The organism is Pseudonocardia sp. (genome assembly GCF_025965585.1).
Taxonomy (GTDB): Bacteria; Actinomycetota; Actinomycetes; order Mycobacteriales; family Pseudonocardiaceae; genus Pseudonocardia.
Genome location: NZ_JAOPWR010000429.1, coordinates 1 through 19,629, shown reverse-complemented (window position 1 = coordinate 19,629; position 19,629 = coordinate 1). Strand labels below are relative to the sequence as shown.

Genomic DNA, 19,629 nt, shown 5'->3' with positions numbered 1-19,629 from the left:
AGTCGGCCGGGGCTTCCCGCCGTGGCGACCGGCCGACCGGGTCACACCGCCTCTGGCCCGGCACCAGACCGGCAGCCGCCCAACCCGGCGCGAGGGAGCTGACGGCTTCTTCACCGACGGCGGTCATGCCACTGGCCGGTCCCCCGGATGTACGCCCCACAACATAGAAATCGCCGCGCGACGCAGGCCTTGGCTGCGTAGGTCCAGGCGTCGGGACCACGTGGCCGCAGGTGGTTCCGGACCGTCCCTGCTTCCGGGCCGTCCCGTGCGAGTCTCCGCACAAATTTGCCGAAGAAGGCACGTGCCAAGGGCCAAGCTCAGTGTAGTGGTGTCGGGGACGAGGCTGACGCGCGCTCGAGCGAGGACGTCGAGGCCGAGGTAGCGGCGCCTTCGGCCCATTCGTCGTGCTGCTCGGCCAGCACGGCACCGACCAGGCGGATCAGGGCGTCGCGATCCGGGAGGATGCCCACGACGTCGGTGCGGCGGCGGATCTCCCGGTTCAAGCGTTCGCTGGGGTTGTTGGACCAGATTTGACGCCAGATCTCCTTGGGGAAACCGGTGAAGGCCAGCACGCCCGCGCGGGCGGCGTCGAGGTGCTCGGCGACCTTCGGCAGTTTCTCGGCGACCGCGTCGAGGACCCGGTCGAACTGGGCGTGCATCGAGGCGGCGTCGGGCTGGTCGTAGACCGAGTGCAGCAGCGCCCGCACCCACGGCCACGATGCCTTCGGGGTGGCCGCCGTCAGGTTCGCCGCGTAATGGGGTTCTGCAGCGCTGCCAACCGGCGCCGGGCAGCGTCGCCCCGATCGCGGCCACGAGCCCGTCGTGGGCATCGGAGGTCACCAGCTTCACCCCGGACAGCCCGCGGGCCGTCCGTCGGTGCGATCGTGGCCTTTGACCTGCGGCTCGTCGGCGGCCTGAGTAACGTAGTTGACCCCAAGGTGCACCCGGGTATCGCACGCCCGTTGCACGCTCGGTGGAGTGCCAACGACCCCAGGCTGCGCTCCAAGTTGCTGTCGTCCTCGCCGGTGAGCTGGCGAACCGGTGAGGAATGCCTTGTCGTCCCGTCGGGACGCTCACCGGCTTCTGCCGTCGATAAAGGACGCAGGAGTCCATGGGCTTGTCCTCGCGTACGTCGTGCGGCATCGTCGGTGCCGATACCACAGGATCTCGGCCGGAAGGAACGCCATGATCAAGGTAAGCGTGCTCTATCCTCACAACGAGGGCGCGAAGTTCGACATGGACTACTACCTGGGCCAGCACATCCCGATGGTTCAAGAGAAGCTGGGCGCGGCACTCAAAGGCGTTTCGGTCGAGCAGGGTGTGGCGGGCGGGACGCCGGACGCACCGCCGGCCTTCGTCGCCATGGGTCACCTTCTGTTCGACTCGGCGGCGGCGTTCGAGCAGGCCTTTGGGCCGCACACCGAGCAGATCATGGGCGACATCCCGAACTACACGCCGATCCAGCCAACGATCCAGATCAGCGACGTGAAGATGTAACGCTGAGATCGAACTGGTGAGGTCCACGCGTGAACGCGAGACCGGGCGGCAAGGGCCGAGTCGAAGGCACCGGGCACCCGACGACGATAACGGCAGGCTGAACCGCCCCGGCGTGTCCGGAGCTATCGGCTTGAGTTCTCTGGCTGCGGTGTGACTGTTCGTTGACGGTAGTGGGCGGCCTCAAGTTCGGCGAGTGGGATGTCTCCGGCGGCGCTGTGTAGCCGTCGGTGGTTGAACCAGCCGACGTACTCGAGGGTGGCGATCTCGACCCGCTCGACGCTGCGCCAGGGCCCTCTCGGTTTGATCAGCTCGGACTTGAATAGCCCGATGGTCGACTCGGCCAGCGCATTGTCGTAGGCGTCGCCGACCGTGCCGACCGACGGTGCTGCGGCGGCCGGGGCGAGGCGCTCGGTGTAGACGATGGACGTGTACTGCGACCCGGCGTCGGTGTGCATGATCAAACCGTCCAGCTTGGCCCGGCCCTGTTCGGCGCGGATCCAGACGGCGTGTTCGAGGGCGCGAGGACAAGCTCGGTGCGCATGCTCGTCGTCGCGCGCCAGCCCAGGATGCACCGGGAGTAGGCGTCGATGACGAAGCGACGTAGGCCACCCCGGACCACGTGGTGAACCGTCTCGGGTTCGTTGCCGGCTTCAGGCTGGCGGCCGCACGCCGGGGTCGAGATCGGCCTGCACCGTCTCGCGGACCAAGTCGTGCGCGAAGCGGTAGTGGCCGACAGCATGCGGGTGTAGCAGCCCCTCGGTCGTGGCCCCGTCGAGGTCCACGGCCACCTCTGCGGCGGGGCGCCGCAGCAGGTCGGCGAGCACGGCGATGTCGACGTCGCGGCCCAGCACGGCGGCCGCACCTACCGTGGCGGCGGACTCGTCGGCCAGCCGGGCGACCTGCGCGCGGATCGCCTGGCGGATGCCCGCAGGCACCGACCATCCCGGCTCGGGCACCCCGGCGGCAAGCATCCGCGCGACGGCCGTGACGAACAGCGGGTTGCCGTCGGTGCGCGCGGCGATCGCGTCGACGAGCTCGGCGGGCGCCACGGTGCCAGCCGTCGCGCGGACGATCTGCGCGATCCCCGCCGTGTCGAGCCCGCGCAGCGCCAGCACCGTCGCGGCGCCCTCCAGCGCGGCGACCGTCTCCCGCATCCCCGGCTGCCAGCCGGCCTCGATGGGGCGGTAGATCGCGACGAGCAGCACCGCGGACCGGCGCAGCTCGCGCGCGAGGAATTGCATCAGCAGCGCCGAGGGCTGCCCGGCCACGTGCAGGTCGTCCACGACCACGGCGAGCGGGGCGACGCCCGCGGCACCGGCGAGCGCCGCCGCGACCGCGTCGAACAGCGCGAAGCGGGCCCCGTCGGAGGCGACGCCCGCGGGATCGGGGCTGCCGAGTTCCGGCACGAGATGGGCGAGCCGCGGGATGTCGGCGTCCGGGCCGGCGGGCCAGCCCGCGCAGCACCTGCGTCCACGGCCAGTACGCGGGAGCACCGCCCGCCTCCCAGCCGCTGCCCCACAGCACCGTGAGATCGGTCGCCTCGGCGCGCGACATCGCCGCGGTCACCAGCTCGGTCTTGCCCATGCCGGCGGCCCCGGCGACGAGTACGAGCCTGCTGCGCCCGCCGCGGACGTCGGCGAGCGCCGCGTCCAGGGCGCACAGCTCGGCGGACCGGCCGACCAGCTCCATCTGGCCTCCCGTCGGGGTCGCGATCGTACGGCGCGGTGGAACGGATCGTTACCTCCGAACGCACGCCTTCGGGGTACATGCCTGCACCGACCGAAGGAGCACACCGTGACCACCACCGAGATCACCGACACCGCTCGCGCGAACGCCTTCACCGGCAAGGTCCTCACCGACACGGCCGCGGCGGCGGCGGTCGTGCTCGCCGCGTTGGGTGACCGGCTGGGCCTGTTTGCCGATCTCGCCCAGCACGGCCCGGCCACCAGCGCCGAGCTCGCCGCCCGCACCGGCACCGACGAGCGCTACGTCCGTGAGTGGGCGGCGGGTCTCGTCGCCGCCGGATACCTGGAGCACGACACGCCGGCGAACCGGTACCTGCTGCCGGCCGAGCACGTCCCGACGCTCGCGACCGAGTCCGGTCCGGCGTTCTTCGGCGGCGTGCACCAGGAGCTCGTCGGTGCCCTGCAGGGCTACCACCACATCGCCGAGTCGTTTCGGCGCGGCGGCGGTCTCGCACCCGAGAACCTGCACGCCGACGTATGGACCGGCACCGAGCGGTTCACCGCGGGCTGGCACGAGCACCTACTGGTGCAGCAGTGGCTGCCGCTGATGCCGGACGTGCAGCGGCGGCTGCGTGCCGACGCCCGCGTCGCCGACGTCGGCTGCGGCGCCGGCCATGGCCCGATCCGGATCGCCCAGGAGTTCCCGGACTGCACGGTCGTCGGGATCGACACGCACGCGCCGACGATCGCACGGGCCCGCCGCGCCGCCGCCGAAGCCGGGGTCGCCGACCGTGTCGAGTTCCTGGTGGCCGACGCCGCGGTGGGGCTGCCGGGGCGCTTCGACGTCGTCACGACCTTCGACGTGGTGCACGACGCGGTCGACCCGCAGGGCCTGCTGGCGGCAATCCACGATGCACTGGTCCCCGGCGGCGTACATGTATGTCTCGACATCAACTGCTCGGACCGCGCCGAGGACAACATCGGCCCGATCGCGACGCTGCTCTACGGGTTCAGCCTCCTGTACTGCATGACGACCTCGCTCGCCCACGGCGGCGCCGGGCTCGGCACGCTCGGACTGACGCCGTCGGTACTGCGGGATTTGGCCGGCCGAGCAGGGTTCGCCGAGGTCCGGCAGGTGCCGATGGACAACCCCTTCAACAACCTCTACGAGCTGCGGCGGCCGTCGTGACCGAGATGGTCCAGGTGCAGCCGGCCGATACGAAGTCGGGCGCGACGTTCGAGCGGTTCACCGACGCCGGACAGCGCTGGTTCCGCAAACGGGTCCGCCCCGAGCACGACTGGGTCATGCGGATCACCGGCGACCGCGGCTTCCGAACCGCGAAGATCTGGCGGGCCGGGATCATGCACCGCGCGGCCGCGGTCGTCGACCACGCCGTCGTCGACGTCGACGTGGTCGACGGCGAGCTGACCATCCTCATGCGCGACGTCGGCGAGCGGCTCGTCCCCGCAGGCGATGGCGTGCTCGGCATGACCACGCACCGCGGGCTGCTCGACGGCATCGCCGCGCTGGGCGCAGAGTTCCGCGGCTGGCGCGACGACCTCGGGCTGGTCCGGCGCGGCCGAAGGCTGGGCCAACAGCGCCGCCCGCGTCTACGGCCCGATCGCCGACGACCTCGTCGCGGCCGTCCCGCACCCGCTGGCCGGCGCCATCGTCCTCGACGCCGGGGCCGGGACCGGGTTGGTGAGCGCAGCGCTGCGGGCCGCGGACGCGTACCCGGTGGCCGCGGACCTGTCCCTGGACATGCTGCGCTGGCAGCAGACGCGGCGCCCGCCCGCCGTCGTCGCCGACGTGGGCAGACTCCCGCTGCGCACACATGCCGTCGCCGCCGCGCTGGCCGTCCATCCAGCCGGCCTCGGCCACCACGGTGATCACCCCCGCGCAGGTCGAGTCGCCCGACAAGACCGGTGGGTGACCCGACCGGCCCGAACAGGTCGCGGCACACCGGGCCGGGCTCGAGCGCCGGGTCCAGCGGCAGCAGGATCCGTCGCACGCCGCGCTCACCGGCCGACCGTGCCACGCAGGCGCGGAGATCGTCGAGCACGACGTCGAGCGCCCGGTGCGGCGCCACCTGCATCAGCTCGACGCTCTCCGTGCCGTCACGGCGCACCCACCGGCCGACCACACCCGTGGCTGCGGTCCGCAGGTTGTGCTCGCCACGGCGAACCGGCGGCACCTGCCCGCCGGTACCGCGGCGGCAGGTGTCGGCCGGGTTCTGCGTCGCGTCTGCCCGTCGTCACCACGACTCCGGCAGTCAGTGGGCCTCGGAACCCGCCAGATTGAGCCCGACCACCCCGGCGACGATCAAGGCGACCGAGGCGATCCGGAGGAACGCCGGAGAGTCACCGAACCAGATCATGCCCACCGTGGCGGTCCCCACCGCCCCGATCCCGGTCCAGGCCGCGTAGGCGGTGCCCACCGGCAGTTCCCGCAGGCCCGCTGTCAGCAGGGCGAAGCTGATCACGGAGCAGACCAGGAACGACACGGTCGGCCACAGCCGACCGAACCCCTCTGAGTACTTCAGCGACACCGCGAACGCGGTCTCGAAAAAGCCGCCGAGGATGACATACACCCAGGCCACGGACGACCTTCCTGAAAGTAGAGGGGGTTGAGACGACCGCGTGGCCCGGGCGCCCTGCTGACGGATCCGGGCGAGGCGGTCGCCTGCTTCGCTATCCGCCGGTCACGGCACGAGGACCGCGCGTCCGCGGACGAGCCCCTTCTCCAGGTCGTCGAACGCCCGGTGCGCCTCGGCGAGTGGGTAGGGCACCACGTGGGACCGCAGCAGGCCACGCTCGTAGAGCGCGATCAGCTCGGCCAGGTCCTGGTAGGTGCCGACCATGTTGCCCTGCACGCGGAGTTCCTTGAGTACCAGTTCCATCGTGGGGATGCTGCTGGTGCCGCCGTAGCCGACGGCCGAGTACAGCCCCTGGGCACCGAGCAGGCTCACGCCGAGCGCCGGAGCGTCGCCCTCGCCCACGAAGTCGAAGACGGCGGTGGCGCCGGCCCCGCGGGACACCTCCGCGACGACCTCCCCGGCGTCCTCGCCTGCCACGTGATCGGCGCCGACGGACTTCGCCAGATCCCGGGCCGCCTCCTTCGGGTCGACGGCGACGATGACGCAGTCGCTCATCGCCCGCAGCATCTGGATCGCCAGGTGGCCCAGGCCGCCGCACCCGAGGATGACCGCGACGCTCTCGGAGCTGAGGTGCGCGACCTCCCGCCGGAGTGCGTGGTAGGCGGTGATGCCTGCGTCGGCGAGCGGCGCGACCTCGCGGGTGTCGGTCGTGGACGCGAGCGGGACCAGTGCCCGCGCGTTCGTCCGCACGAACTGGGCCATCCCGCCGTCCACGGCCAGACCGACGAACTTGCCCTCGGCGCAGTGCTGGTCCTCGCCGCGGCGGCAGGCCCGGCACAGGCCACAGGTCATCAGCGGGTGCAGGACGACCTTGGTCCCGATATCGACGCCGCGCGCGTCGGCACCCTTCTGAACCACGACGCCGGCGACCTCGTGCCCCAGCGTGAAGGGCAGCGGGGTCGGAAAGACGTCGGCGAGCTCGCCGTGGACGGCGTGCAGGTCCGTCCGGCAGACGCCGGCGCCCTCGACCGCGACGATGACGTCGTCGGCGCCCTGCAGGACCGGTTCGGGCACATCGGCGACCACGGGGATCTGCCCGTACTGCTCAAGACGAACGGCGAGCATGGCCGTCTCCTCCTTGGGATCGGGGTGGTGGAAGGAGGCCGGGGCGTCCCGGCCGGTCGGACGACCCACCCGCGGCGATGCGGGAGGGGCGGGGCGGGTTCAGGTGCTCGGGGCCCCTTCGGGACCGAGCGGGGCCGTGAGCGGCGCGGCGTGGTCCCCAGGGCTTTCACCCGACGCGGGAGCCACACCCGACGCCGTGGCGAGGCCGACCAGTGGGGTCCCCGACGTGGCAGGCAACGCGCGCCCCGGGACGAGCAGGAGGAACGCTCCGTAGATCAGGAACGCGACGAGCGCGGCGGACAGGAAGCTGAGGTCGATGCCCCCGGCGGCGTTGCGCCACGGCCCCTCCATCAGCGGCGGGGTGTTGGCGAACAGCAGTCCCAGGACGACCGAAGGCAGCCAGGCCGCCATCGCGTACCAGTTGACGCCGCGCCGGAACCAGTAGGTCCCACCGGTCATGCCGACGTTGAACACCTGCAGGTCCTCGGGGATGTACCTGCCACGCAGGGCCAGGTGCCCCATCACGTTGATGACCAGCCAGGGCGCCGCGATGACCGTGAGCAGGACGGTGAAGGTCGACACCAGGCTCAGGGCGTCCCAGACGAGGGCGCCCAGGTACACCAGCCCCACCCCGACGATGCTGACCACGACGGTGGCGTTCACCCGGCTCAACCGCGGGATCAACGACGAGGTGTCCAGACCGGTGCCGTAGAGGGCCAGCGAACCCTGACCGAAGCCGCCGAGCAGCCCGATGATGACGAGGGGCACCGCGTACCAGGTCGGCGAGACCTCGACCAGGCCGACGACGAAGTCGGCCGTCCCCGGGGCCATCATGGACGTGAAGAACGCGGCGAAGAGCAGGGCGAACCAGCAGCCGAAGAAGATGCCGGCACTCCCCCAGAGGGCGCCGCGGCGCGCGGCCGTGACGGGCAGGTACCGGGCGTAGTCGTTGGCGAAGGGGCCGTAGGACAACGCGAGCGAGGCCGAGGCGACCATCGAGAGCACCCAGGTCGGCCAGAAGCTCCCGAGCAGGTACTCCCCGCCCGCGTAGCCGGGGTCGAAGTCCGGCAGCTTGATCAGCACCCCGACGATCAGCAGGACCGCGATGAGCGGCGCCATCACCTTCTGGGAGGCCACCAGCGTGGCGTGCCCGATCAGTGCGAGCACGACGGTGATCGCGCCGATCAGCCCGTAGGCGATGGCGAACTCGAGCGTGTCCTGGGGCAGGCCGAACAGCTTGTGCGCGCCCGCGACCACCGCCTGCCCGCCGGTCCAGACCGCGAGCGCGTAGAACCCGATCGCGATGACGAGAACGACCAGCGAGCCGATCAGACGCCCGACGACGCCGAAGAAGGCCCCGCTGCTCACCGCGCTGTTGGTGCCGGTGCGCGGCCCGATCAGCCCGACCGGGCCGAAGAAGGCGGTCCCCAGCAGGGTGCCCACCGTGATGGCCCAGAACGCCGCCCACCAACCGAGCCCGAACAGGATCGGCAACGCTCCGAGCACGATGGTGCCGAAGCACATGTTCGCGCCGAGGAAGACCGTTCCGATGTCGCGGGGCCGGTCCTGCCGGTCCTCCAGCGGGACGAAGTCGACCCCCCGGGTCTCGACCCGACCGACCTCGTCGGTGGGGGGCCGGTGCGGGGCGTCATCGCTCACCTGCATCGCCATGTCGTGTGTCTCCAGTCCGCGGAACGCGACTCGGAAGGGGGTGTGGCGGCTGCCACAGAGGAGAAGGACGGGGAAAAATATGGCCGCGGCACGGGGGGCCGCACAGTGGCGGAAAAGCCACTCTCCGGGCTTCGGGTCACCCGGCCGTGCCCGGCGGAGCGGCACCGTCGCCCACGCTCTCGCCGGGACCCGCGATCCACCGGATGGCCCGCACCGGACAGTCGGCGATCGCCTCGGAGACCGCCGCGACGTCGGCCCCGATCACGTCGACGACCAGCGCCTGCGCGAAACCCCAGTCGTCGAGGCTGAAGTGGCGGGCCGCCACCTCCGTGCAGACGGCATAGCCCTGGCACTTGACGGGGTCGACACGCAGTCTCATCGGGCACCCGTCAGGCTCGGCGCGAGCTCGGCGGCTCGTGGGTTGGTCGGTTCGCCGGTCGGGGCCGGGAGGGTGACGTGGAGATGCCCCCATCGCGGGTCGTCCTCGACCCGACGGCAGCGGTCGCACCCGGTGGCGATGTGCTGCGACACCGTCTGCGGGTGGTGGCGCAGCAGCGTGCGCAGCAGCACGGCGATCGCGTCCGGCACGGCGCAGGCGCCGCGGCCGCGCAGCTGGGCGGCCCACCGCGGGAGCAACGCGGCGTAGTTGCGGGCGGCGCGGGGCTCGCCCAGCTCGGCGAGGGTGGCCGCGATCGCCGTGGACGAGGCCATGCACATGCCGCACTGCCCCGCGTTGTGCGCGGCGTAGAACGCGATCACGTCGGCGGTGATCGCGACGGGGCACGCCGGCGCCTCGAGAAGGTGCAGGGAACCGCAGCCCAGGCCGGCGCCCTGACGGGCGACGCCGGGGTGGCTGAGCTCCAGGTCGGGCCAGGCCGGGACGACTCCGCCGAAGAAGCCGCCGATGAGCACGTCGAGGCTGGAGTCCTGGCGGCCCAGGTGCTCACGGAGCAGGTCTCCCAGTGCGAGCCCGGTAGGCAGCTCGTACAGGATCGGCGGCCGACCGGCCCCGGAGACCGTGGCGAGGAAGGTCGCGCCTGCCTCCTGCCCGCCGGGCAGGCCGGCCCGCGCGATGCACGCCAGCGTCTCCACGTTGAGCACGAGCGTGGGCGCCCCCCGCACGCCCACCTGGAACGGCCGGGGCGGCTTGTCGGTGGGGCGGGCGATGCCGGTGCTCAGGGCCCGCACCACGGCGGTCTCCTCACCGGCGACGTAGGTGTCCTGCGCCGCGAAGACGTGCACCCGGGTCCCCGGGCGGGAGTCCCCGAGCTCGGCCAGGGCGGTCTCGACGGCCGACCGGGCCGCAGCGTCGGCCACGTAGACGTGGGCCTCGGGCGCGCCGAGGGCCGCGGCGACGGTGAGCAACCCGTCCAGCACCAGGTGCGGGCGGAAGCGCAGGAGATAGCGGTCCTTGACGCTGAGCGGCTCGCCCTCCGCGCCGTTGGCGACCACCACGGGTGGGCTCGGCGCCGTGAGAGCACCGTGCGCGACCGCCCGGATCTTCGTCAACGCCGGGAAGGCCGCTCCCCCGCGTCCCCGCAACGCGCACATCCCGGGTGCGGCGGCGAGCCGGTCCAGGAGATCGGCGGCCCCGGCATCGCGGGCCGGATGGCCACCGATCGCCTGGTAGGCGTCACGGGTCTCGCGGACGAACGGTGTGGGTCCGAGGAGCCCGCTGTCGTCCCCGCGCCAGGAGCGCGCCTCGTGCAGGACGAACCGGGTGGACAGGGGATCCACGACCATGGGGAGCTGACCCTTCGACGAACCGTGATGGAAGCGGTGCCGGTCGGTCGACCGGCGGGGTGGGGATCCGGGACGATCGGGCTCGATCCGCCTCGAGGGGTACCGATCAGTCCGGGAAGGAGAACTGCCCGGTGCCCTCGATGAACCCCATGACGCGGACCGGCTCGCCGGTGGTCACGGAGTCACCGCTGCGGGCGGTGCCGAACTCCAGGTCGATCGCCACCGTGCCGGTGACGCCCTTCCACGGGCCCGTGCCGCCGTCGACGGTCAGCGTGCCCTTGTCGCGGCCGTCCTCGATGAACCAGTCGACGTGCCCGATCAGCAGTTCGTCGGTGTGCATGTCCTCCAGGCGCACCGCGCCGAAACCGCGGGGGACCGAACCGTCCGGGGCGACCTCGTCCTGCCCGGTGAACAGGGTGCGGAAGTAGGTCGGGGACTCCGAGCCCGCGACGACGAGCTTCGTGACGAGGTCGGCCTCGTAGCCGACGGTCCTGTGGTCGCTACCGCGCAGCGGGACCTGCCTGCCCCACTGTGCGAAGCCACCTGAGATCCACGTGACCTCACGCTGAGCCATGTCGTGGTCGTCCTTTCGATCGGTTGTCCGCCGGGACACGGACCGCGCCCGGCCGGTGAGTGGAACGGCCGCGCTCAGTCCTGCGCGGGGAGCCGGGAGGCGAGGTACTTCTGGAGCTGCCAGAGCGGCTGCTCGTGGGCCTGCAGGACGCCGCCCGTGGCGTAGCGCGACCTCGACGACGACTGGACGGCCTCGTTGACGCTGGCGTCCTGGGCCTGCACGAGCTTGAGGAAGTCGGTGGCTTCCTTCATCTTCTCGTCGAAGTCCTCGGCGCCGAGGTTCTCCTTCGGCACCAGCAGGTGGATCTCCAGGCGGTGGGTCTCCGGGCCGGTCGGCAGCGACCGGAACCAGAACGTGATGTCCGGGCCGGGCGCGCACAGGTAGGCGGGGAACTTCGCGAGCAGCAGCGTGTGCGACCGCTGGAACGAGCTCAGCCCCTTCTTCGCCGGCAGGAACAGCGGGTGCAGCAGGTGGCCGTCCTCCTCGCCGATCGCCACCTCGGCGCCCGCCATCATGCGCGAGTAGTAGAAGTCGGCGCCGGTGTAGTCGCCCCGCCGGCACTTGCCGAGCCGCCACAGCGGCTGCAGCACGTTCTTGTGGATGCCGATGTGGTGGTAGACCTCGAGGAAGTTCTCCACGACGATCTTCCAGTTGACCTTCGAGTCACCCCAGTCGATGACCGAGGCGATCTCCCAGTCGGTCAGGTCGTAGCCGTCCTGGATCTCCGCGACGGTGGTCATGTCGAACGGGATGTCGGTGTCGTCGTCGAGGTTGACGAAGACGAATCCCTGCCAGATCTCGGTCCGGATCTCGCGCAGGCCGTTGGCGCTCGCGTCGAAGCCCGGCCGGCCCGACATCTCCGGCGCGCTGAGCAGGCTGCCGTCGAGGCGGTAGATCCAGGCGTGGTAGGGGCACTCGAAGCGGGCCACGCAGCCGCTGACCCGCTCCTCGTCGCTGCGCTCGCCGCCCATGAGGTCGGCATAGCGGTGCCGGCACACCCGGGAGAACACCCGAACCTGCTCATCGTTGCCGCGCACGACGATCAGCGGCTCCCCCGCCAGGTCGATCGCGCGGTAGCTGCCCTTGTCCGGCACCTCCTCGACCCGGGCGATGCAGATCCAGTCCTTCTTGAAGACGTGCTCGAGTTCGTACTCGTGAAACTCCGGATCCCAGTAGGCACGGGCCGGCAGCGCGCGGCTCTCCTCCAGGGGCAGCGCAGCCTGCTCGCCGATCCGCCGCACCAGTTCCCGCACCGCGTCCGTCGTCGGTCGGCTCAGAAGCTCAGTCACCGGTCTACCTGCCTTAGCCGAGTCGTCTGTGCTGGCGCCAGGTCGGGCACCCGCTCGACGCGAGGCTATGGCGGCGGCGATTCGGGGCACAGTGGCCGAAAAGCCACACCCGCGCCCAGCCGATGAGCGCTCAGGGGATGAGCAGTCCCTCGCGGATGGCGCGGGCCACGGCACCGGAGCGGGAGCCCACCGCGAGCTTCTCCATCACGCGCTCCACGTGGGCCCGCACGGTCCTCGTGGTGACGACGAGCTCCGCGGCGATCTCGTCGTTGGTGCTCCCGGCGGCCAGGTGGGTGAGGACCTCGAGCTCCCGGCGCGTGAGCCGGTGCCGCTGCTCGCAGCCGGTCATGGTGAGCACGAGGATCCCGTCGCGGCAGCGCAGCAACCGGCAGCGGTACCAGGCGCCCTCGTCGTCCAGCCACGTGAACGGGGTGTCGGCCGACCGGCCGCGGGCCAGGCGATCCGCCGCCAGCCGCAACCGCGATCCGCGGTCCAGCAGCTCCGGCGGGGCAGCACCCTGCAGCGGTTCCGTGGTCCCGTTCGGCAGGATCGCGACGGCGGTCTGCTCCTCGCCCAGCACGGAGGCCAGGCGGCGCGCCTCACCGAGTGGATCCACCAGGTTGCCGAGCAGTGCGGCGACGTGCCCGATGGAGGTGATGGCCTCGTCCGACGGCGGGGTCCGGGCGTCGTCCACCGACATGATCAGGAACCCGACGTCGCGATCGTCGTCGGCCGTCAACGTCATGAGCAGTCCCTCCGGGTAGCCCGCGGGGCGCAGATGCTCGGCGATCGACCGCAGGGACATCGGGTCCATCGGCAGGTCGCACTCGCGCACGGGCCAGCCCGGCATGCTGCGTGCGAAGGGCTCGGTCATCTCGGTCCGGAAGCCTTCGCCGATCATGTACTCCGACAGACGCGCCGGATACCCGGACTGGACGACGCGCCGGGTCCGGCCACTGACCGGGTCTCGTCCGGCGAGCATCACCGCCTGGTACGGCACGACCGTGCGCAGTTCGTCGAGGATCAGTTGGACCCGCTCCTGCACGCGCGCGCCGGAAGCACCGACCGCGGCGATCTTGGCGACCGTCCGGAGGGCCGGTTCCCCGAGCGTGGTCCAGACGCGGCGGGGCACGACGGAAGCCGACGACGGCGTGTCCATCGCTCACCCACCAATCCAGGTCCTGGGAGCAGACGGATGGTAGCCGCGGTTCAGGCCTGCAGGTAGAGGATCTCACTACGGTATTTGAAAGCCAGGTCGAAACCGAACATTCCAGGCAGCGACCGGGCGGGTCGCTGGTCAGAGCACATGGGCCAGCGGATGGCCGGCCAACCGCCCCCGATCGAACATCCATCGTCGCCGGTCCTCGTCCCAGCACCAGGCCCGGGTGGTCAGGGCGAGCGTGAAGAACTCGAACAGCTTCCCCAGCGAGGGCACCGGCGGCGGTGTCGGCGTCACCCTGGCCATCCGCAGCACCGTCGCCCCGCCGTCCGGGCCGGGATCGGCGTGGCAGTCCACGGCGAGGATGTAGCCGTTGCCTGCCCGGAACAGCGGCAGCCAGCCGGGCCCCCACACGCCGTCGGCGCTGTCTGGCTCACCCCCGAACTCCTCGCACGCCATCGCGCGCCGCACCTCGCGCTCCGCCAGGGCAGCGCGCAACGACAGCGGCAGCCAATGCCCGATCAGCCACGGTGCCAGCACCCGGGCGGTGGGCGTGACGCCGTCGTGCCGGCGCAGGTAGGCCCGGACCTCGGCAGGAAGCACCAGCCCGGACGCGCGGAGCAGTTCGTCGATCTCCGCGTCACTGCGCCCCGGGGCGAACCGCTGCTGCCCCACCACGGCGGTGAGGGCGCCCTCGAGGGCGTCGAGACTCGTCACTGGCCATGTCCTTCCCGGACGCGGGGTCCGTGGCAGCCTAGTGCGGCCCCGTGCTATCGGATCGGCCGTCGCCGGGCCCAGGCGCCGTCGGCGATGGTCATGCCCAGTACGGGGTCCTCGCGCATCAGCGCGTTGCCGATGTGCGCCGACGGGGGGCCGTGAGTCATGGGCTGATCGTGTAGCCGCACCGCACGGAGCCGCCACGACCGCTGTCCTCCCGTATGAGAGGCAGACCCTCCCAGACCACGTAGCATGCGAGGGCGTGGAACTGCGCCAGCTGCGGCATTTCGTCGCGGTCGCCGAGGAGCTCAATTTCGGCCGGGCGGCGGAACGTCCGCTGATCGCGGGACCGTCGCTGTCGCAGCAGATCAAAGCGCTCGAGCAAGACCTCGGCGTAGGGCTGTTCGTCCGCGACCGCCGCTCGGTCGCGCTCACCCCGGCCGGTGCGGCGCTGCTCCCGGACGTCCGGGAGCTGTTGGAGCGGGCCGACGAGGTGCGTCGCCGCGCTGAACGGCTGTCCGGGGCCGGTTCGGTCCGCCTCGGCTTCGTCAACTGGCTGCCTCCCAACCTGGCCGCGCTCACCTCGGGTGTCGCGCAGCTGCACGTCGATACCTGGGTCCTGCCCTCGCATGCCCAGGCTGCGCGGGTCGCCGACGGCAGCCTCGACCTGGCCGTGTGCTGGGTGCGCACCATGGACCTGGACCAGCACGGCTTGCGGGCCCGGCTGCTGGGCGCGGAGCGGCTCCACACCGTGTCGACCGGCATCGAGACGTCGCCGGTGCGGGCGCGGGACGTCACCGTGCTCGTGGACGACGACACAACGTCCTGGTCGTCGTGGAACGTGTTCGCCGGAGAGTTCGCCCACGCCACCGGCGCCCGCATCGTGCGCATCCAGGACGGCGGCATCGAAGGTGGCTACTTCTTCGACCACGTCCGGGCGGCCTGTCGGCCGGTGCTCAGCTCACCCAAAGGGCAGACCACGAGATTGCCGCCGGACCTCGCGCGCCGACCGGTGATCGACCCCGAGGTGATCTGGACGTGGTCGCTGGTGTGGCGTCGGGAGGAGCTCCGTCCCACCGTGCTGGCCGCTGCCGACGCCATCACCCGTGATGTCGGAGACCTTGGCATCCACGGCAGCGGGGTGTGGCTGCCCGAGGGCGACCCGCACCGGAAACTCGGAGGCTGATCCTCCCACGCGGGAGAAAACAGGTCGTGGCGCGAGAACTCGCCTCGCGCGCACCATCAATTTGTGCTTCGGCACGAAATCAGTCCCCTCTGGAAAGCGAGTATTCGGCATGACCCCCACACCGAACGTCGCCATCATCACCGGCGCTTCCCAGGGAATCGGAGCGGCCCTCGTTCCCGCATATCGCAAAGCCGGCTACGCGGTCGTGGCGACCTCACGTTCCATTGGCCCGTCCGGCGATCCCGAGGTGCTCACCGTGCCCGTCGACATCTCCCAGCCGGGAGCCGGCGCCCACGTCGTGCAGCGGGCCCTAGCCCAGCCCTAGCCCGGTTCGGCCGGATCGACACGGTGGTGAACAACGCCGGCGTCTTCGTCGGTAAGCCCTTCATCGACTACACCGACGACGACGACGACTCCGTCACCGGTGTGAACCTGCGCGGCTTCTTCGAGATCTCGCGCAGCGCAGTCGCCGCGATCCTGGCGCAGGGCACCGGCGGCCACCTGGTCACCGTCTCCACCAGCTTGGTGGACCACGCGAACTCGCAGGTGCCCTCCGCACTGGCGTCGCTGACGAAGGGCGGTCTGTCCGCCGTCACCAAGTCGCTGGCGATCGAATACGCGACCCGAGGCATTCGGGTCAATACCGTCGCGCTCGGTGTCATCCGCACCCCCATGCACCCCGACGAGACGCACAACTTCCTCGCGGCACTCCACCCGGTCGGCCGGCTCGGTGAGATCGACGACGTCGTCGACGCGATCATGTACCTCGAACAGGCCGGCTTCGTGACGGGCGAGATCCTGCATGTTGACGGCGGCCAGAGCGCGGGGCACTGAGCCATGAGCATAAAGGTCAACTCGAAGTCGGACGAGATGGTCCTGCGCGACGTCCTGGACCGCTGGAAGCGCGCCGTCGACGCGCACGAACCCCAACACGTCGCCGCAACCTTCACCTCGGACGCGATTTTCCAGGGCCTGCACCCCTACGGCGTGGGCCGGAAGGCGGTCGCCGAGTACTACGATTCTCAGCCGCTCGGACTGACGGCGGACCCTCGAATTCTCGAAATCCGGCGACTTGCCGACGACCTGGTTCTGGGTTATCTGAGTGTTGATTTCTCCTTCACCGACCGGCCGCCGCTGCAGGTGTACCTGAGCGTGCTGGTGAAGCAGTCGACCGAAGGCGACCTCATCAGTCATTACCAGGTGTCCAGTCTCAACTAAGCCCGTGCGGCGGAGGCTCCGGGATGTGGCCAGGCGAGGCGTCTCGCGGTGATGGCTCTCGATGGCCGGTTCAGTCAAGCGGCCGAGGTCTCCTTCCCGGCGCGCGCTTGACCCCGCTAGAAAGGATCCGATCTGTGATGTCGATCATCTCGTGCGACCTGCGCCAAGGCCGCACCGACGAGCAGAAGCACGCACTGGCCGCCGGCCTCATCCAGGCAGTGCGCACCGCGACCGGCGAACCGGTCGGCGAGGTGTTCCTGGTGATCCGGGAAGGGCGCGGCATCGACTTCGTCGAGGCCGGCGAGCACCTACCCGAGTTCGTCGAAGGCAACGTCAACGACACCGAGCTGATCAACAGCCTGCATCACCCGCAGTGATCACCCGCGACCCCGCTAGACAAGGACACGACAGGCATGCCCTTCATCCAGATCGATGTCCCCACCACGCTCTCGCCCGAGGTCAAGTCCAAGCTGGTTCAGGACGTCATCGACCGCACCCACGAGGCCGTGGGCTCGGACCCGGCGATCACCAACGTCGTGATCCATGAGCTGACCCCGACCAACGTGTCCGTCGGCGGCCGGATCCGCCGCAGCTGATCACCGTCCGCACCCGCGTCTCAGGGGTGAACGCCACCGGGCACGGGACCGGCCTACCACCATGTGAGGTGGATAAAACCGATGTCCGACCTGTACACGGTGGACGAGGTCTGCCGGTTCACGGCCGAGGCCACCTTCTCCGATATCTCCGACGGCGCGCTGGCCGCACTCAAGCGCAACGTCTTGGACTCACTCGGCTGCGCGATCGCCGCGCTGGACGGGGAGATCATCCAGACCCTGCGCGACCAGATTGTCGCTGTCGGATCCCGCCCGGTCGCCACCCTTATCGGTGGCGGGCGCGCCAGCGCGGAGCAGACCGCCCTGCCCAATTCGGTCCTGGTGCGCTATGTCGACCTACTCGACACCTACCTCACCCTCGGCGGGCTCATGCTGGGCGTCAAGGCCCCTGAGGACCACGAACCGCAACCTTTCGCCAAGCGGCTGGGCATTACTCAATTCCGGAAATGCCGGCACTGACCGGCGTCGAGCCTCGTAGCTCAAAGGAGACCACCGTGAACCCCAAGAACGCGCTCCGTCGCACCCTCAAGCACGCCGCCACGCTGGGCACCGCGGCATGCGTGGCGACCCTCGCGCTGACCGCGTGTGGTGCGCCGAGCGCCCAGACCGCCAATCCCTCGTCGGCGGCGCACATTGTGTCGGCGGACAAGCCTACGGTCGTGCTCGTGCACGGCGGCTTCACGGACGCCTCCGAGTGGGACGCCGTGATCAAGAGCCTGCAGGCTGCGGGCTATCCGGTCGTGGCACCGCCCAATCCGCTGCGCGGAATGGCCAGCGACTCGCAGTACCTGCACAGCTTCCTCGTGAGCGTGAAGGTCCCGATCATTCTGGTCGGCCACTCTATCGGCGGCTTCGTGACCACCGAGGCCGCCGTTGGCGATCCGCAGGTCAAGGCGCTGGTCTACATTGCAGCCCTCATTCCCGACGTTGGGGAGACCGCGACGGAACTGATCGGCAAGTACCCCGGAGCCACGCTCGGCAATTACCTACAGCCCGTGCCCTTCTCGCTCCCCGGCGGCGGCACTGCCACCGACCTGTACGTCAGGCCCGACAAATTCCGCGAGGTATACGCCGCCGACGTCCCCCAGTCCGTCACCGACCTGATGGCCGCCGCCGAACGTCCGCTCGCCGCATCAATGTTCAGCGAGAAGTGCGCCGCGGTCGCCTGGAAGACCATCCCGTCGTGGGACCTGATCACCACCCAGGACGACGCCGCCACACCGGCAGTGCAGCATTTCATGGCCGCACGCGCCCACGCCCACATTACTGAGGTCAGCTCCTCCCACGCGGTTGCTATCGCGCATCCCGATGAGGTCACCAGCGTAATCGAGCGGGCCGCCCAAGCCTCCGTCCAGTGACACCCGCACGACTACGCCTCGGCTACCGGCCCGTGCACCGGAGGTATCCCCGGCGGTCGTAAGAGAAGGAGGAGACATGCCGAAGATCGGTCTGCTTGCCCTGCGGACGCTGCGGCACCGCTCGCCGTCGCTCGTCGTCGCGGTGGCGGTGGCGGTGGCGGTGGCGGTGGCGGTGGCGGTGGCCGCGATGCTCGCCGGGACAGTCTCGGTGACCTGGGAGATGTTCCTGCACTCGCCCGATGTGAGCGCAGTAATCCTGGTCTTGGCGATCGCCGGCGCCGGCTCGCTCGCTACCACCTTGTTCCTCGGGCGGCCGGTGGTCGCCGGGAGCAAGGCGCCGGTCGCGGCCATCCGGGCGCTGGAGGACGGCGGCAATTTCTCCGCGCCCGTCGCCCCAGCGACGGCCGAACTCGCCGAGTTGGGCCGCGAGTAAGCGGCGACCGGCGCCAAGCTCGCCGCGTCCAGGGAACGCGAGCATGCCCTGGAGACCTCACGGCGTGAACTGGTGGCGTGGATCGCGCACGATCTCCGCGCCCCCGCTGACAGGGCTGCGAGCGATGGCGGAGGCGCTCGAGGATGGCATCGGGGGACGACCCGTCCGTCTATTACGCCCGGATACGCACCGAGGCCGAACGACTCAACGCCATGGTCGGCGACCTGTTCGAACTCTCCCGCATCCAGGCGGGTGTGCTGCCGCTCGCGCTATCCCCCATGTCGGTCCACGACCTGGTGGACGACGCGCTCGGGGGCGCGGACCTGCTTGCCCGCGAGCTCGGCGTGCGGCTCATCGGCGATGTGATGGATCCGCTGCCGATCGAGGTGGACGGGCGCGCGATGACTCGCGTCCTGGCCAACTTGCTGGCCAACGCGATCCACCGGACGCCGGCTGACGGCACGGTGGCGGTGGCGGCGCGAAGCGAGGCGGACACGGTCGTGTTGTCGGTGACTGATGGGTGCGGCGGTATCCCGGCAGACGACCTGCCGCGGGTCTTCGACACGGGGTGGCGTGGTACGGGCGCGCGTACCACTCCTGCCGGGGCGGGACTTGGCCTTGCCATCGTGCGCGGCATCGTCGAGGCGCACTCGGGGAGGACCGCGGTCCAAAACGTGCTGGGCGGCTGCCGCTTCGAGGTCGTCCTCCCGGTGGCGGGCAGGTGTGAGGCCGCGCAGACAGAGAGCGCGGATCGAGGACCGGG

23 protein-coding genes and 4 pseudogenes are annotated in these 19,629 nt (G+C 70.7%); 13 read left to right on the top strand and 14 right to left on the bottom strand.

Annotated features, from left to right (window positions below; genetic code table 11):
• Positions 1-327: 327 nt before the first annotated feature.
• Positions 328-867, bottom strand: a pseudogene (locus JWR81_RS26575) (transposase); the annotation flags it as partial.
• 318 nt (positions 868-1,185) lie between these two features.
• Between JWR81_RS26575 and JWR81_RS26570 the strand changes: the two are divergent.
• Positions 1,186-1,497 (top strand): EthD family reductase, encoded by a 312-nt coding sequence (locus JWR81_RS26570; protein WP_297658811.1) that lies wholly within the window; start codon positions 1,186-1,188, stop codon positions 1,495-1,497.
• 122 nt (positions 1,498-1,619) lie between these two features.
• Here the strand turns inward: JWR81_RS26570 and JWR81_RS26565 are convergent.
• The 3 genes and pseudogenes from JWR81_RS26565 to JWR81_RS34555 all read right to left on the bottom strand — a co-directional run.
• Positions 1,620-2,118 (bottom strand): annotated as a pseudogene (locus tag JWR81_RS26565) (DDE-type integrase/transposase/recombinase); the annotation flags it as partial.
• Between the two features lie 29 nt (positions 2,119-2,147).
• On the bottom strand, positions 2,148-2,990 hold the full coding sequence (locus JWR81_RS26560; RefSeq protein ID WP_297658808.1) for a hypothetical protein: 843 nt from the start codon (positions 2,988-2,990) through the stop codon (positions 2,148-2,150).
• Positions 2,932-3,186: pseudogene (locus JWR81_RS34555) on the bottom strand (ATP-binding protein); the annotation flags it as partial. The pseudogene JWR81_RS34555 and the gene JWR81_RS26560, both read right to left, overlap by 59 nt.
• Positions 3,187-3,291: 105 nt before the next feature.
• Between JWR81_RS34555 and JWR81_RS26555 the strand changes: the two are divergent.
• Positions 3,292-4,371 (top strand): trans-aconitate 2-methyltransferase, encoded by a 1,080-nt coding sequence (locus JWR81_RS26555; RefSeq protein ID WP_297658781.1) that lies wholly within the window; start codon positions 3,292-3,294, stop codon positions 4,369-4,371.
• Here the strand turns inward: JWR81_RS26555 and JWR81_RS26550 are convergent.
• Positions 4,347-4,778: a hypothetical protein gene (locus JWR81_RS26550; RefSeq protein ID WP_297658779.1), complete on the bottom strand. Its 432-nt coding sequence runs from the start codon at positions 4,776-4,778 to the stop codon at positions 4,347-4,349. The genes JWR81_RS26555 and JWR81_RS26550 overlap by 25 nt on opposite strands.
• A gap of 106 nt (positions 4,779-4,884) precedes the next feature.
• Here JWR81_RS26550 and JWR81_RS34550 point away from each other — a divergent pair.
• A pseudogene (locus JWR81_RS34550) lies at positions 4,885-4,986 on the top strand (hypothetical protein); the annotation flags it as partial.
• Positions 4,987-5,455: 469 nt separating this feature from the next.
• Here the strand turns inward: JWR81_RS34550 and JWR81_RS26545 are convergent.
• The 9 genes from JWR81_RS26545 to JWR81_RS26505 all read right to left on the bottom strand — a co-directional run bounded on the left by JWR81_RS26545 (position 5,456) and on the right by JWR81_RS26505 (position 14,057).
• The gene (locus JWR81_RS26545) at positions 5,456-5,782 is read right to left on the bottom strand and encodes a multidrug efflux SMR transporter (protein WP_297658777.1); all 327 of its coding nucleotides are present in this window, start codon (positions 5,780-5,782) and stop codon (positions 5,456-5,458) included.
• Positions 5,783-5,884: 102 nt separating this feature from the next.
• Complete coding sequence (locus JWR81_RS26540; RefSeq protein WP_297658775.1) at positions 5,885-6,904, bottom strand: NAD(P)-dependent alcohol dehydrogenase; 1,020 nt, start codon at positions 6,902-6,904, stop codon at positions 5,885-5,887.
• Between the two features lie 99 nt (positions 6,905-7,003).
• Entirely contained in the window at positions 7,004-8,575 is a 1,572-nt protein-coding gene (locus JWR81_RS26535; RefSeq protein WP_297658773.1) for a cytosine permease, read from the bottom strand.
• A gap of 136 nt (positions 8,576-8,711) precedes the next feature.
• Positions 8,712-8,954, bottom strand: coding sequence for a ferredoxin (locus JWR81_RS26530; protein ID WP_297658771.1), 243 nt, complete (start codon positions 8,952-8,954; stop codon positions 8,712-8,714).
• Positions 8,951-10,318 (bottom strand): NADH-ubiquinone oxidoreductase-F iron-sulfur binding region domain-containing protein, encoded by a 1,368-nt coding sequence (locus tag JWR81_RS26525; RefSeq protein WP_297658769.1) that lies wholly within the window; start codon positions 10,316-10,318, stop codon positions 8,951-8,953. Before JWR81_RS26525 ends, JWR81_RS26530 begins: the two co-directional genes overlap by 4 nt.
• Positions 10,319-10,424: 106 nt before the next feature.
• Positions 10,425-10,892, bottom strand: a complete 468-nt coding sequence (locus tag JWR81_RS26520) for a hypothetical protein (protein ID WP_297658767.1) — start codon at positions 10,890-10,892, stop codon at positions 10,425-10,427.
• Positions 10,893-10,966: 74 nt separating this feature from the next.
• Entirely contained in the window at positions 10,967-12,181 is a 1,215-nt protein-coding gene (locus JWR81_RS26515; RefSeq protein WP_297658765.1) for an aromatic ring-hydroxylating dioxygenase subunit alpha, read from the bottom strand.
• Positions 12,182-12,311: 130 nt separating this feature from the next.
• Positions 12,312-13,313 carry a LuxR C-terminal-related transcriptional regulator gene (locus JWR81_RS26510; RefSeq protein WP_297658763.1) on the bottom strand — a complete coding sequence of 334 codons (1,002 nt, stop codon included), beginning with the start codon at positions 13,311-13,313 and terminating at the stop codon, positions 12,312-12,314.
• 165 nt (positions 13,314-13,478) lie between these two features.
• Entirely contained in the window at positions 13,479-14,057 is a 579-nt protein-coding gene (locus tag JWR81_RS26505; protein ID WP_297658761.1) for an SMI1/KNR4 family protein, read from the bottom strand.
• A 262-nt stretch (positions 14,058-14,319) separates the two neighbouring features.
• Between JWR81_RS26505 and JWR81_RS26500 the strand changes: the two genes are divergently transcribed.
• The 10 genes from JWR81_RS26500 to JWR81_RS26455 form a co-directional block, all read left to right on the top strand.
• Positions 14,320-15,243: a LysR family transcriptional regulator gene (locus tag JWR81_RS26500; RefSeq protein ID WP_297658759.1), complete on the top strand. Its 924-nt coding sequence runs from the start codon at positions 14,320-14,322 to the stop codon at positions 15,241-15,243.
• A gap of 109 nt (positions 15,244-15,352) precedes the next feature.
• Positions 15,353-15,568: an SDR family NAD(P)-dependent oxidoreductase gene (locus tag JWR81_RS26495; RefSeq protein WP_297658757.1), complete on the top strand. Its 216-nt coding sequence runs from the start codon at positions 15,353-15,355 to the stop codon at positions 15,566-15,568.
• A 23-nt stretch (positions 15,569-15,591) separates the two neighbouring features.
• On the top strand, positions 15,592-16,077 hold the full coding sequence (locus tag JWR81_RS26490) for an SDR family oxidoreductase (protein WP_297658755.1): 486 nt from the start codon (positions 15,592-15,594) through the stop codon (positions 16,075-16,077).
• A 3-nt stretch (positions 16,078-16,080) separates the two neighbouring features.
• The gene (locus tag JWR81_RS26485) at positions 16,081-16,461 is read left to right on the top strand and encodes a nuclear transport factor 2 family protein (protein WP_297658753.1); all 381 of its coding nucleotides are present in this window, start codon (positions 16,081-16,083) and stop codon (positions 16,459-16,461) included.
• A 137-nt stretch (positions 16,462-16,598) separates the two neighbouring features.
• Complete coding sequence (locus JWR81_RS26480) at positions 16,599-16,838, top strand: tautomerase family protein (RefSeq protein WP_297658751.1); 240 nt, start codon at positions 16,599-16,601, stop codon at positions 16,836-16,838.
• A gap of 36 nt (positions 16,839-16,874) precedes the next feature.
• Complete coding sequence (locus JWR81_RS26475) at positions 16,875-17,057, top strand: tautomerase family protein (protein ID WP_297658749.1); 183 nt, start codon at positions 16,875-16,877, stop codon at positions 17,055-17,057.
• Between the two features lie 81 nt (positions 17,058-17,138).
• Entirely contained in the window at positions 17,139-17,534 is a 396-nt protein-coding gene (locus JWR81_RS26470; protein WP_297658747.1) for an MmgE/PrpD family protein, read from the top strand.
• Between the two features lie 35 nt (positions 17,535-17,569).
• Positions 17,570-18,433, top strand: a complete 864-nt coding sequence (locus JWR81_RS26465; protein WP_297658745.1) for an alpha/beta hydrolase — start codon at positions 17,570-17,572, stop codon at positions 18,431-18,433.
• A 76-nt stretch (positions 18,434-18,509) separates the two neighbouring features.
• Complete coding sequence (locus JWR81_RS26460) at positions 18,510-18,866, top strand: hypothetical protein (RefSeq protein WP_297658743.1); 357 nt, start codon at positions 18,510-18,512, stop codon at positions 18,864-18,866.
• 143 nt (positions 18,867-19,009) lie between these two features.
• Positions 19,010-19,629: ATP-binding protein (locus tag JWR81_RS26455; protein ID WP_297658741.1), on the top strand; the 620-nt coding region annotated here is incomplete at its 3' end.